Raw genomic sequence first — 12,306 nt, forward strand, 5'->3', positions numbered from 1 at the left:
TCCCACAAGTACTGCGGTGTTCTCAGTGAGGTTTCTACGTAGTGATGGACCTGTTTCGCAGTGCCCCGATTGCTCAGCCCCTGGCCGCTCGACTGCGTGCGGCCAATCTGGACGAGTACGTCGGTCAGGAACACCTGCTCGCTCGCGGCAAGCCTTTGCGCGAAGCCCTGGAGCAGGGTGCCCTGCACTCGATGATTTTCTGGGGACCGCCGGGTGTGGGCAAGACCACCCTGGCGCGCTTGCTGGCGGAAGTCTCGGATGCGCACTTCGAAACAGTCTCGGCGGTGCTGGCTGGCGTGAAAGAGATCCGTCAGGCGGTGGAAATCGCCAAGCAGCAGGCCGGGCAATACGGCAAGCGGACCATCCTGTTCGTCGATGAAGTGCATCGCTTCAACAAATCGCAGCAGGATGCGTTTCTGCCCTACGTTGAAGACGGCACGCTGATTTTCATCGGCGCGACCACTGAAAACCCCTCGTTCGAACTCAATAACGCCTTGCTCTCGCGGGCGCGTGTCTACGTGCTCAAAAGCCTCGACGAAGCGGCCCTGCGCAAACTGGTGCATCGCGCGCTGACCGAAGAGCGTGGCTTGGGCAAGCGGCAACTGACCCTCAGCGATGAAGGTTTCCAGATGCTGTTGTCCGCCGCCGATGGCGATGGTCGTCGTTTGCTCAACCTGCTGGAAAACGCCTCGGACCTGGCTGAAGACAACAGCGAGATCGGCGTCGATTTGCTGCAAAGCCTGCTCGGCGATACCCGGCGCCGTTTCGACAAGGGCGGCGAGGCGTTCTACGACCAGATATCGGCGCTGCATAAATCCGTGCGCGGCTCCAATCCCGATGGCGCGTTGTATTGGTTCGCGCGGATGATCGATGGTGGTTGCGACCCGTTGTACCTGGCCCGGCGCGTGGTGCGCATGGCCAGCGAAGACATCGGCAACGCCGACCCGCGCGCCCTGAGCCTGTGCCTGGCAGCGTGGGAAGTACAGGAGCGCCTCGGCAGCCCTGAAGGCGAGTTGGCAGTGGCCCAGGCCATCACTTATCTGGCGTGCGCGCCGAAAAGCAACGCGGTGTACATGGGCTTCAAAGCCGCGATGCGCAGCGCCACCGAACACGGTTCGCTCGAAGTGCCGCTGCACCTGCGCAACGCGCCGACCAAGCTGATGAAACAATTGGGTTATGGCGATGAATACCGTTATGCCCACGATGAGCCAGACGCGTACGCCGCGGGCGAAGACTATTTCCCGGAAGAACTCGAGCCACAACCGTTCTATCAACCGGTGCCGCGCGGCCTGGAGTTGAAGATCGGCGAAAAGCTCAATCACCTTGCACAACTGGACCGTCTAAGCCCCCGGCAGCGGAGAAAATAGTGATTCCTCTGGTTATAGCGGTCTCCATCGGCGGTGTTGCCGGCACATTGTTGCGCTTCGCCACCGGCAATTGGGTCAACGCAAATTGGCCGCGACACTTCTATACCGCGACACTCGCCGTTAATATCGTGGGCTGTCTGCTGATCGGCGTTCTATACGGTCTGTTTTTGATTCGCCCGGAGGTGCCTTTCGAGGTGCGTGCCGGGCTCATTGTCGGCTTCCTCGGGGGGCTGACGACTTTTTCATCCTTTTCACTGGATACGGTGCGCTTGCTGGAAAGCGGGCAGGTGCCGCTGGCCCTGGGCTATGCTGCGATCAGCGTATTCGGCGGTCTGCTCGCCACCTGGGCCGGCCTGTCCTTGACCAAACTTTGATAAACGAGAAACCGACATGCTCGATTCCAAACTGTTACGTAGCAACCTTCAGGACGTAGCGGACCGCCTGGCATCCCGTGGCTACACGCTGGATGTGGCGCGCATCGAAGCGCTGGAAGAACAGCGCAAGACCGTCCAGACCCGTACCGAAGCGCTGCAGGCTGAGCGTAATGCGCGTTCCAAATCCATTGGCCAGGCCAAACAGCGCGGCGAAGACATCGCGCCTTTGATGGCGGCCGTCGAGCGCATGGCAAGCGAGTTGAGCATCGGTAAAGTCGAGCTGGACACGATCCAGACCGAGCTGGATTCGATTCTGCTGGGTATCCCGAACCTGCCCCACGAATCGGTGCCGATTGGCGACGATGAAGATGGCAACGTCGAAGTCCGTCGCTGGGGCACCCCGACGGCGTTCGATTTCCCGGTCCTGGACCACGTTGCGCTGGGCGAGAAGTTCGGCTGGCTGGATTTCGAAACCGCCGCCAAGCTGTCCGGCGCCCGTTTCGCGCTGTTGCGCGGCCCGATCGCTCGCATGCACCGCGCTCTGGCGCAGTTCATGATCAACCTGCACACCAGCGAACACGGTTATGAAGAGGCTTACACGCCGTATCTGGTCCAGGCGCCAGCACTGCAAGGCACCGGCCAGTTGCCGAAATTCGAAGAAGACCTGTTCAAGATCAGCCGCGAAGGCGAAGCCGATCTGTACCTGATCCCGACTGCAGAAGTATCGCTGACCAACATCGTCGCCGGCGAGATCGTCGATTCGAAACTGCTGCCGATCAAGTTCGTGGCGCACACGCCGTGCTTCCGCAGTGAGGCCGGTGCGTCGGGTCGCGATACGCGCGGCATGATCCGTCAACACCAGTTCGACAAAGTCGAAATGGTCCAGATCGTTGAGCCGTCGACGTCGATGGACGCGCTGGAAGGCCTGACCGCCAACGCCGAGAAAGTCCTGCAACTGCTGCAACTGCCGTATCGCACAATTGCCCTGTGCACCGGCGACATGGGTTTCAGCGCGGTCAAGACCTACGACCTGGAAGTGTGGATCCCGAGCCAGGACAAGTACCGCGAAATTTCGTCGTGCTCCAACTGCGGCGACTTCCAGGCCCGTCGTATGCAAGCGCGTTTCCGCAACCCGGAAACCGGCAAGCCTGAGCTGGTTCACACCCTCAACGGTTCCGGCCTGGCGGTCGGTCGTACTCTGGTGGCGGTGCTGGAAAACTATCAGCAGGCCGACGGTTCGATTCGTGTGCCGGACGTGCTGAAGCCGTACATGGGTGGCCTCGAGGTCATCGGCTAAATGGACTATCTGCCGCTGTTTCACAACCTCCGCGGCAGTCGTGTGTTGGTCGTCGGCGGGGGGGAAATTGCCTTGCGCAAATCCCGCCTGCTGGCCGAAGCCGGTGCGCTGCTGCGGGTAGTTGCACCTGAAATCGAACCGCAACTGCGCGAGCTGGTTGTCGGCGGCGGTGGCGAGTGCCTGGTACGGGGTTACGTCGAGTCGGACCTCGACGGTTGCGGGCTGATCATTGCCGCCACCGACGACGAACCGCTCAACGCGCAAGTCTCCGCCGATGCCCATCGGCGTTGCGTGCCGGTCAACGTGGTGGATGCGCCTGCCTTGTGCAGCGTGATCTTCCCGGCGATCGTCGACCGATCCCCATTGATCATTGCGGTATCCAGCGGCGGCGACGCACCGGTGCTGGCGCGGTTGATCCGCGCCAAGCTGGAAACCTGGATACCGTCCACCTACGGTCAACTGGCCGGCCTGGCGGCGCGTTTTCGCACTCAGGTCAAAGGCTTGTTCCCGGATGTGCAGCAACGTCGGGCGTTCTGGGAAGATGTGTTCCAGGGCCCGATTGCCGATCGACAACTGGCCGGGCAGGGCGCCGAAGCCGAGCGCCTGATGCTGGCGAAAATCAACGGTGACGCGCCAGTTGCGACCGGTGAAGTGTATTTGGTGGGCGCAGGTCCCGGTGATCCGGACTTGCTGACCTTCCGCGCCTTGCGCCTGATGCAGCAAGCCGATGTGGTGCTGTATGACCGTCTGGTTGCACCGGCCATCCTCGATTTGTGCCGTCGCGATGCCGAGCGGGTTTACGTCGGCAAGCGCCGCGCCGATCACGCCGTGCCTCAGGATCAGATCAACCAGCAATTGGTCGATCTGGCCAAACAAGGCAAACGTGTGGTGCGACTGAAGGGCGGTGATCCGTTCATCTTCGGGCGCGGTGGTGAAGAGATCGAAGAACTGGCGGCCCACGGCATCCCGTTCCAGGTCGTCCCGGGTATCACGGCGGCCAGTGGTTGCGCGGCGTATGCCGGGATTCCGCTGACGCACCGTGATTACGCGCAGTCAGTGCGGTTTGTCACCGGGCACCTCAAGGACGGCTCTACCGATTTGCCATGGGGCGACCTGGTCGCACCGGCGCAGACCCTGGTGTTTTATATGGGGTTGGTAGGTTTGCCGATCATTTGCGAGCAATTGATCAAGCATGGTCGCGCAGCCGATACCCCGGCGGCGTTGATCCAGCAGGGCACGACGGTCAACCAGCGGGTGTTTACCGGCACCCTGGCGGATCTTCCACGGCTGGTGGCGGAGCACGAAGTGCATGCGCCGACCCTGGTGATCGTTGGGGAAGTGGTGCAACTGCGCGAGAAACTGGCGTGGTTCGAAGGGGCTCAGGCGCAAGTCTAGAAACCGCGTCGCTCGCATCGCCAGCAGGCTAGCTCCCATAGGGATTTGTGTCGTTCACAGATCTCCTGTGGGAGCCAGCCTGCTGGCGATTGGGGGCCTTAAAAACGGCACAAATCTCAGGCTTTACGCCAAACCCCTTTCCCGCTCAACCGCTCCCGATCATGGGGCGCGGTGAAGTCCTGCGCCGGACCCTTGGGCACAACACCCGTCGGGTTAATGGTCTTGTGGCTGCCGTAATAGTGATTTTTGATGTGCTGGAAATCCACCGTTTCGGCAATCCCCGGCCATTGATACATTTCCCGCAGCCAGTTCGACAGATTCGGATAATCGGCAATCCGCCGCAGGTTGCACTTGAAGTGCCCGTGGTACACCGCGTCAAAACGAATCAGCGTGGTGAACAACCGAATGTCGGCTTCCGTCAGGTATTCGCCAACGAGGTAACGGTTCTCGCTCAACAGCAGTTCGAGCCGATCCAGTTCGGCGAACACATCATCGAAGGCTTCTTCATAAGCGCTCTGAGAGGTGGCAAACCCTGCGCGGTAGACGCCGTTGTTCACGGCTGGATAAATCCGCTCGTTCAGCGCGTCGATCTCGCCGCGCAGTGGCGCCGGATAGAAGTCCAGGTTATTGCCGGTCAGTTCATCGAAGGCGCCATTGAACATGCGGATGATCTCCGCCGATTCATTGTTGACGATGCGGTTCTGCTGCTTGTCCCAGAGCACCGGTACGGTGACACGGCCGGTGTAGTCGGCGGTATCGGCGGTGTAGCGCTGGTGCATGAAATTGAAGTGATCGAGTTTATCGCCGGTCGAGCCGAGGCTCTGGTCAAAGGTCCAGCCGTTTTCCAGCATCAACCAACTGACCACCGACACGTCGATCAGGTTTTCAAGGCCTTTGAGTTTGCGCAGGATCAGCGTGCGATGCGCCCAGGGACAGGCGAGGGACACGTAAAGGTGATAGCGCCCAGCCTCGGCGGCAAAGCCACCGACACCGGTCGGGCCGGGCTTGCCGTCGGCAGTCAGCCAGTTGCGGCGTTGCGCCTGTTCACGCTGGAACGCGCCGTCCTTGCTGCTTTCGTACCACTGGTCCTGCCAGCGGCCTTCAACTAACAAACCCATGTTCAAGACTCCTTAACCGATAAGCGTTGGAGAGGAGTCTATTCGGATAGGTTCGATAAAAAAGCGCAAATGTTAGCGGGTTATGATCGGTTAAATAGATCTATCCCGTGCGTCCCAATACTGTTGTGCGGTTTCAAAGGCTTGCTCACGCGATTGACCGAGCCCGCGCAGCGCCAGGGCCATCGTCGAAATCAGGGCCATTTGCGGATAGCTGTCGACCACATCGCCGCGCCACACGGCTTTCAAGTGCTCTGGATCGAGCGAGGCGGGTTTGACGTGGCGCTGCGTCGACATCTGCGGCCATTCCTCGTCCCAGCTTTCGCCGCCGGTGGTGCCGTACAAGTGACTGTCGGCGTCCGGGTTGATCTCGATTTCGCCGCCATCGCCCTTGACCACGATTGCGGTATCACCGAGCAAGCCGCTGGCATCGCGATGCACGGCCTGATAACCGGGGTGGAAAATGCTTTGCAGGCCACAGCGGGCGCCCAGCGGATTGAGAATCCGCGTCAGCGAATGAATCGGCGAACGCAGGCCCAGCGTGTTGCGCAGGTCGATCATGCGTTGCAGTTGCGGCGCCCAATCCACCAGCGGCATGAAGGCCAGGCCGCCCTGATCCAGTGCTTCGCCGACCTGCTGCCAGTTGCGGCACAGCGGGATGTTCAACTGATCCAGCAACTGTTCGCTGTACAGCCGGCCGGTCGTATGTGCGCCACCGCCATGCATGAAGATGCGCACGCCGTTCTGCGCCAGGCACTTGGCGGCCAGCAGATACCACGGCAGGTGGCGCTTCTTGCCCGCATACGTCGGCCAGTCCAGATCGACCGCCAGCGCCGGCGGGTTCAGCCGTTCACGCAAGGCTTCGGTGAACCCGGCCATTTCCTCGGCGCTTTCTTCCTTGTGCCGCAGCAACATCAGAAATGCACCGAGCTGGGTGTCTTCAACCTTGTCGTCGAGCACCATGCCCATGGCTTCGCGGGCTTCGATCCGGGTCAGGTCACGAGCGCCACGCTTGCCCTTGCCGAGGATGCGCACGAACTGGGCGAAAGGGTGTTCGGCGGGCGTTTCGAGGGTCAGCGCTGGATAGTCGGTCATAAACAATTCGTCGGTTTGGGCAGGCCCGCCAGTTTCGCGGCGAGTTTGGCAGGGGTGCCTTTGAACAGTCGGTTCAGGTGCAGGCTGTTGCCTTTTTCCGGGCCGAGCTTCAGTGCGGTGTACTTGATCAACGGACGGGTCGCAGGCGACAGCTGGAATTCGTCGTAGAAACGGCGCAGCAGCTCGAGCACTTCCCAGTGTTCCGGGCTCAACTCGATGTCTTCGGCGGCGGCGAGGGCGGTGGCCACCTCGTTGGACCAGTCGCTCAGATCGACCAGGAAACCGTCCTTGTCCAGTTCAATGGCGCGGGCGCCGACGGTCAGGGAATTCATAGCCAACTGTTGACCTTGTCATAGTGAATCGACAGCTCGACGAAGGCCGGGTAATCGATTGCCTTGACCGCGTCAGGAATCTCCAGCGCACGAGCCTGGGCGTCTTCGGCCAGTGCGAACAGTTTCAAACTACGGGCATTCAGCGCATTGAACGGCGCTGTGCCGGGTTGCAACGCATACACCGCGTCGCCGGTCAGCAACAGCGCATCGTTCGCGCCAATCACCCGCAGGCAACTGGTCAGGCGGTCGTCGCCGAATGGGGAATGAGACAACACGTGCAAAGTCGACATCAGAGGGTGATCACCTGGTCGTAACGGTCAATAAGCGCAGTGATTTGCTCGGCAGCCAGCACCTGGGCTTCTTCAAGCGAGAAACAGGTCGGGTCCAGGCCACGTTCTGCAGCGCTGTCGGCACAGACAAACAGCTCTTCAACCCCGAACATCGGCAGCGCTTGCAGGTTGGCGCTCAGATCCTTTTGCTGCAGGGCCTTGGCGTCCTGTTTGGCGGCGAGCTGAAACACGCCGTCATCGAGAAACAGCAAACCGATCGGCAGATCGAAAGCACCGCCGGCCAGCACGATGTCCAGCGCTTCGCGCGCGTTCGGCCCGGACCACGGGGCCTGACGGCTGATAATCAACAAGGACTTGGGCATCTCACGCGCCTCCGAAACAGATCAGGCGGTCGGCGTCCTGCACGGCGTCATGCAGCTGGCCCAGACCGGACAATTCCCACGGCGCGCCGACCGACACCGCCTCGCGCTGATAGCGTCCGGCTTCTTCTTCGTTCAGCACACCACGGCGCAGGGCGGCGGCGATGCAAACAACGCCATCCAGTTGATGCTCAGTGACAAAGGCGCGCCATTGCTTGGGCACGTCCAGCTCATCCTGGGGCGTGACCACGCTGCCTGAGGCGTTATAAACGCCGTCCTGATAGAAAAACAGCCGGACAATTTCATGCCCGCCCGCCAGTGCGGCCTGGGCGAACAGCAAGGCGCGGCGAGAGGAGGGCGCATGGGCGGCGGAAAAGAGCGCGATGGCGAACTTCATGACGGACTCGATCAGCAAAACTGTGGCCATGATAAAGCTTTATCGGCGAGGCGGCGAAGGGCGTTTTGATCATGGACCGAGTCGCCGCCATCACGAGCAGGCTCGCTCCCACAGGGGTTTTGTGGCGAATATCGATTTCGTGTACGACATTAATCCCTTGTGGGAGCGAGCCTGCTCGCGATGGCGGTCTGGCAGGCACCGCTCAGCGCGGCATATAGCCCAACTGCCAACGCCGCGGAATGCTCAACGACAGCACCCCAAGCGCCGCAGCCAGCAATCCGCTGGCAAACAACGCCTTGAGCCCTAGTTGATGTTCCAGCACGGCGCCCAGCACGGCGCCGGCAAACATGCCCGTCCATGGAATCAACTGAACCCTCCAGCCATTGCGCCGTTCGCCGAGTATCCAGCGCCCCAGACCACGACCGAAGCGCGACAGGGCGCCGGTCACGTAGGTGAGGCCGACCGGCAGACCGTTCACTTCTTCCACCGCCGCATTGAGCATGCCCATGGCGATGATGGCTGCCAGCAACGCCGGCAATTGTTCGTCATAAGGCCAGGCAGCGGCGCCGCAAAGCAGCATGGCGATGCACAACAACAATGGCAGTGCCCGTCGCCCGCCCAGACGACTGATCACAATGCCCAAGGCGTTGCCGACGACAAAGGTGGCCACAAGGATCAGCAGACGCAAGGTCAGCCCGAGATTGCCGTCGCTGATGGCGACGGCAAGGCGGGTGGTATTGCCGCTCATGAAGGAAACAAAGTCACCGCTGGCCATGAAGCCGATGGCATCGGTCATGCCAGCGAGCACCGAGAGTGCAGCGACCAGCGACATGCCGATGCGGCCGCGCCATTTGCGGGCGTGCAGATGGCCCGGACTGGCGCGGGTACTTGAAGGAGACGGTAGCATCGGTTGAGGCATCCTTGAGCGGGGGCGGTTACTTGCTCAACCCATATAACTCACAATATTCCAGCCAGTCCAGACCCGCCATCTCAGCCACTTCCTTGTGTACTTCCATTCGCTGAGTCTCGTAGTCCTCAGGCGTGTCGACAGTCAGTTTCAACGTCAGCTCCCAGGCAAACAAACCCAGGCGTTCGGCTTCGGCTTCGAACGCTTCATGCAAGCGCTCCTCGCGGTATTGCGCGGCGGTCTCGCCTTTGGCCTGGGCCAACAGCGGATTGAGGTTGTCGAGTTCGTGGCGCAGCTCGGGGTGCTCGTCGAGAAACTTCTCCAGCGCCCGTTCGTGTTGCTGTTCGGTTGCCGCCATGGTCGCTCCTTGAGGCTGCTTTTATGAAGATTGCTTCTTGCTGGCCTTGGCCGCAGCGGCCAGGCACTCGAGTGCAAACTGCTCGGGGTACGTCATCTGGATCGGCGTGGTTTCGCCCTTGACGGTCCGTTCGCCGTCGAGGATGTAGCGAATCCGTTTGTCGGTGACGCCAATTCGCTTGGCGATCCAGGAAGGGGTCTGACCGATCTGGCTGATCAGCTTGTCAGCGTATTCAGCGGTCGGTTTGTAATACTCGGCGTTGGGTGTCATGGACGTTCCAGAAAAATAAGCCCGAAGAAAGGGCGATGCGACGGCAATTGCGCGACAGGGTGCGCGAATCGTCCGTCGATGTCGCGCTATAAATGAAGTAAAGCAGAACGATACGCCGTGCCACGGTGATACAGTCCGCTTTTTCTTGATGAGCGAACGCGATGCGAATTCTGATGGTGGCGCTGGCCGTAACGTTGCTGGCCGGATGCGCCGGTTCGGTGATGAACGATGCCCGCACCAAAGCCCCTTACAAAACCCTGAAATCGGACAAGCCGGAAAAAGTCGTCGCTCAGTGCGTGCAGTTTTCCTGGCAGGACGAGGCGGTGTTCGGTGTCGATGCCGCTGCTTACTTGCAGTCGGGTGAGAAGGGTGGGACCACGGTCTACACGCGTTCGGCGGAGTCGTTTGTCGACGTCACGACTGATGCTTCCGGAACGGTGCTGAGTTACTACGCGCAGCATGACGACTTTGTCGCCAAGCGCCGTCTGGCGGCGCTGGCAACCTGCCTCTGAGGCCGACGCAGTACCCCTGTGGGAGCGAGCCTGCTCGCGATAGCGGTTTATCATTCAACATTGATATCGATTGACAGGCCGCCATCGCGAGCAGGCTCACTCCCACAGGAGTTTGCGCTATTTCGTCACAGGCGCTTCTGGAAAAACAGGCGCTTGTGGCCCGGCGGATAGTCGACAATCTGGCCCAGCTCGCTGTAGCCCAGCTTCTGGTAGAACCCCGGCGCCTGAAAGTCGAACGTGTCGAGCCAGACCCCAACGCATTCCTTCTCCCGCGCGACTTCTTCGGCCATACGCATCAGCTTCGAGCCCAGGCCTTGTCCCCGGGCCTGTTCCGGCACCGACAGCAATTCGATGAACATCCACTGGTAAAACACCCGAGCGTAGAGTCCGCCGAGGATCTCGCCGTTGTCATCACGCACCAGTAAAGCAATGGGTTCCTGCCTCGAGACGCCAGCCTTTGAGGCGTTATAGGCGCGCAGCGGCAGCAAGATCGCCTGCTCCTCTTCATCCGTGGGGTTTTGCGAGCGTTCAATGCGCAGGGTCATCAGCTACATCCTTATGGCTTTGGGAATAACGATCCCCAAGCCTATCCCGGCAGGTGGTCGTTGTTCCAGCCCTTCAGGTGGAACCCTCGCTCGCGCCCGGATGTCTAGCCTAAACAGCGTCATTCCAGAACGCAGCCGATGAGGATCCCCCGTGAATATTTTTGAAGCCCTGCGTGAAAGCCACGACCGTCAACGCACCTATGCCGACGCGCTGATCAAGACCAGTGGCGACACCCCGGAGCGGGTCGAGGCTTACAAACAGCTCAAGTCCGAATTGCAGGCCCATGAAACCGCGGAAGAGCGGCATTTCTACATCCCGCTGATGGAGTTCGACAACGGCGTCGACCTGAGCCGTCATGCCATCTCCGAGCACCACGAGATGGACGAAATGATGGAAGAGCTGGATGAGACAGAGATGTCGAGCCCGGCTTGGCTCGCGACTGCCAAGAAGCTTTGCGAGAAGGTTCATCACCACCTGAAAGAGGAAGAGCAGAAGTTCTTCCAGATGGCCGGCAAGCTGCTCGATGACAAGCAGAAAGAGACGTTGGCTGGCCAATACGTGAAGGAATACGAGGCTCAGCTTTCCTGATCGAAGCAGCGCTCCCGGTTGGCACTTTGCGCTGTAGTCCTTTTGCCATGCTGCGAGTAAGCGCTAGCGCAAATAACTGGTTATCCATCCAGTATTTGCTTGGTGCGGGTTTGAGCATTCATGCCGCCACGGGTTTTGGCCCCATGGACAAAAAAAGTAGCTCCGTTAGCTTGAAGGCCTCTCCTCGGGAAGGAGAGTTCTCAAGTCAACGGAGTGAAAAGATGAACCAACCACACGCTCAAACCCAACTGCGGCATGGCCGCGTCACTTCCCCAGCAAGCCGTGGCTCGGTCGCCGTGGCGCTGGGGCTGCTGGGCAACTGGCAAGTCAACGAAATGGAAGGTGGCAAGAACTTTCCGGCATTGATGGCCGGGCCTTTCCCGGCGCCTTACCAGACAGACAGCGACAGTGTCGCTCCGCCTGGCGATGGTCATATCCTCAGCGGCGGTAAGGTCGATGCGCGTGACTGCCTCAATTTCACCAACGAAGAGATGAGCCTCAAGCTCAACCGACGGTTCACCTGGCCGATGCTGAGCGTCGATCCGGGTCAGACCTTTAACGTCACCTGGGAATACACCGCGCCCCACGTCACCCGTGGCTACAGCTGGTTCATCACCCGGGACGGCTGGAACCCGAAACAGCGGATCAGCCGTGCGCAGCTGGAGCCGACATCGTTTTTCGACGATTTCTACATGCAGGTGCCGTATTACAGTCATTCCGCCGAGATGAAAGCCAAGGTCAATCACCAAGTTGATTTGCCGGGCAACAAGAAGGGCCATCATGTCATTGTGCTGATGTGGATCGTGGCCAACACCGGGAACGCGTTCTATCAAGCGTTCGATGTGGACTTCAAGTGACAGACCGGTAATAAGGTCCGGTAGTCATGCCTGATGCTGTTCGCTCAAGAATGATATGGGGTTGGGGTTGGGGTTGGGGTTGGGGTTGGGTACATATCCGTTTCTGCGGTCATGGCCACTATTGGTTCCGCCCTGACGGCGGGTCACTTGGAAGAGCGCCAAGTAACCAAGCGCTTTTGCCCCTGACGTACGGTGCCTCGCTGTGGCTCGGCATTCCCTCACTCCGGTCCTGCTCCGTGGGCCCGCC

At 60.3% G+C, this 12,306-nt stretch carries 17 protein-coding genes; 7 read left to right on the forward strand and 10 right to left on the reverse strand.

The features are described from left to right. Positions 1 to 44 precede the first annotated feature (44 nt). The 4 genes from ACM6I0_RS05500 to cysG are packed head-to-tail and all read left to right on the forward strand — an operon-like array spanning position 45 to position 4,433. Entirely contained in the window at positions 45 to 1,367 is a 1,323-nt protein-coding gene (locus ACM6I0_RS05500; protein WP_027925133.1) for a replication-associated recombination protein A, read from the forward strand. Beyond that, a complete protein-coding gene (gene crcB / locus ACM6I0_RS05505; protein WP_090185602.1) occupies positions 1,367 to 1,741 on the forward strand; it encodes a fluoride efflux transporter CrcB in 375 nt (124 codons plus the stop codon). The genes ACM6I0_RS05500 and crcB overlap by 1 nt, the downstream gene beginning before the upstream one ends. Before the next feature lie 16 nt (positions 1,742 to 1,757). Next, positions 1,758 to 3,038, forward strand: coding sequence for a serine--tRNA ligase (serS, locus tag ACM6I0_RS05510; protein WP_285434711.1), 1,281 nt, complete (start codon positions 1,758 to 1,760; stop codon positions 3,036 to 3,038). Next, positions 3,039 to 4,433, forward strand: a complete 1,395-nt coding sequence (cysG, locus tag ACM6I0_RS05515) for a siroheme synthase CysG (RefSeq protein WP_414921663.1) — start codon at positions 3,039 to 3,041, stop codon at positions 4,431 to 4,433. 116 nt (positions 4,434 to 4,549) lie between these two features. Here cysG and ACM6I0_RS05520 read toward each other — a convergent pair whose 3' ends face one another. From ACM6I0_RS05520 to ACM6I0_RS05560, 9 genes are all read right to left on the reverse strand, one after another. Further along, positions 4,550 to 5,551 carry a glutathione S-transferase family protein gene (locus tag ACM6I0_RS05520; protein ID WP_414921664.1) on the reverse strand — a complete coding sequence of 334 codons (1,002 nt, stop codon included), beginning with the start codon at positions 5,549 to 5,551 and terminating at the stop codon, positions 4,550 to 4,552. A gap of 90 nt (positions 5,552 to 5,641) precedes the next feature. Beyond that, the gene (locus tag ACM6I0_RS05525; protein ID WP_414921665.1) at positions 5,642 to 6,643 is read right to left on the reverse strand and encodes a glycosyl transferase family protein; all 1,002 of its coding nucleotides are present in this window, start codon (positions 6,641 to 6,643) and stop codon (positions 5,642 to 5,644) included. Then, positions 6,640 to 6,975 carry a TusE/DsrC/DsvC family sulfur relay protein gene (locus ACM6I0_RS05530; RefSeq protein ID WP_285434717.1) on the reverse strand — a complete coding sequence of 112 codons (336 nt, stop codon included), beginning with the start codon at positions 6,973 to 6,975 and terminating at the stop codon, positions 6,640 to 6,642. The genes ACM6I0_RS05525 and ACM6I0_RS05530 overlap by 4 nt, the downstream gene beginning before the upstream one ends. Then, the gene (gene tusB / locus ACM6I0_RS05535; RefSeq protein ID WP_285434719.1) at positions 6,972 to 7,265 is read right to left on the reverse strand and encodes a sulfurtransferase complex subunit TusB; all 294 of its coding nucleotides are present in this window, start codon (positions 7,263 to 7,265) and stop codon (positions 6,972 to 6,974) included. Before tusB ends, ACM6I0_RS05530 begins: the two co-directional genes overlap by 4 nt. Further along, a complete protein-coding gene (gene tusC / locus ACM6I0_RS05540) occupies positions 7,265 to 7,627 on the reverse strand; it encodes a sulfurtransferase complex subunit TusC (protein ID WP_285434721.1) in 363 nt (120 codons plus the stop codon). The genes tusB and tusC overlap by 1 nt, the downstream gene beginning before the upstream one ends. A gap of 1 nt (position 7,628) precedes the next feature. After that, positions 7,629 to 8,021, reverse strand: coding sequence for a sulfurtransferase complex subunit TusD (tusD, locus tag ACM6I0_RS05545; RefSeq protein WP_414921666.1), 393 nt, complete (start codon positions 8,019 to 8,021; stop codon positions 7,629 to 7,631). Positions 8,022 to 8,223: 202 nt separating this feature from the next. Beyond that, positions 8,224 to 8,928, reverse strand: coding sequence for a YoaK family protein (locus ACM6I0_RS05550; protein ID WP_285434724.1), 705 nt, complete (start codon positions 8,926 to 8,928; stop codon positions 8,224 to 8,226). Positions 8,929 to 8,956: 28 nt separating this feature from the next. Beyond that, positions 8,957 to 9,286, reverse strand: a complete 330-nt coding sequence (locus ACM6I0_RS05555; protein WP_414921667.1) for a DUF6388 family protein — start codon at positions 9,284 to 9,286, stop codon at positions 8,957 to 8,959. Positions 9,287 to 9,307: 21 nt separating this feature from the next. After that, positions 9,308 to 9,556, reverse strand: coding sequence for a hypothetical protein (locus ACM6I0_RS05560; RefSeq protein WP_008154823.1), 249 nt, complete (start codon positions 9,554 to 9,556; stop codon positions 9,308 to 9,310). 161 nt (positions 9,557 to 9,717) lie between these two features. Between ACM6I0_RS05560 and ACM6I0_RS05565 the strand changes: the two genes are divergently transcribed. Next, positions 9,718 to 10,068, forward strand: coding sequence for a hypothetical protein (locus ACM6I0_RS05565; protein WP_208669015.1), 351 nt, complete (start codon positions 9,718 to 9,720; stop codon positions 10,066 to 10,068). A 125-nt stretch (positions 10,069 to 10,193) separates the two neighbouring features. Here the strand turns inward: ACM6I0_RS05565 and ACM6I0_RS05570 are convergent, their stop codons facing one another. Next, positions 10,194 to 10,613, reverse strand: coding sequence for a GNAT family N-acetyltransferase (locus tag ACM6I0_RS05570; RefSeq protein WP_414921668.1), 420 nt, complete (start codon positions 10,611 to 10,613; stop codon positions 10,194 to 10,196). 151 nt (positions 10,614 to 10,764) lie between these two features. Between ACM6I0_RS05570 and ACM6I0_RS05575 the strand changes: the two genes are divergently transcribed. After that, a complete protein-coding gene (locus tag ACM6I0_RS05575; protein ID WP_414921669.1) occupies positions 10,765 to 11,202 on the forward strand; it encodes a hemerythrin domain-containing protein in 438 nt (145 codons plus the stop codon). 221 nt (positions 11,203 to 11,423) lie between these two features. Next, the gene (locus ACM6I0_RS05580; RefSeq protein ID WP_414921670.1) at positions 11,424 to 12,059 is read left to right on the forward strand and encodes a lytic polysaccharide monooxygenase auxiliary activity family 9 protein; all 636 of its coding nucleotides are present in this window, start codon (positions 11,424 to 11,426) and stop codon (positions 12,057 to 12,059) included. Positions 12,060 to 12,306: the final 247 nt, after the last annotated feature.

Origin of the sequence: Pseudomonas sp. IT-P294 (genome assembly GCF_949767865.1) — a bacterium.
In the GTDB taxonomy this organism is placed as follows: domain Bacteria; phylum Pseudomonadota; class Gammaproteobacteria; order Pseudomonadales; family Pseudomonadaceae; genus Aquipseudomonas.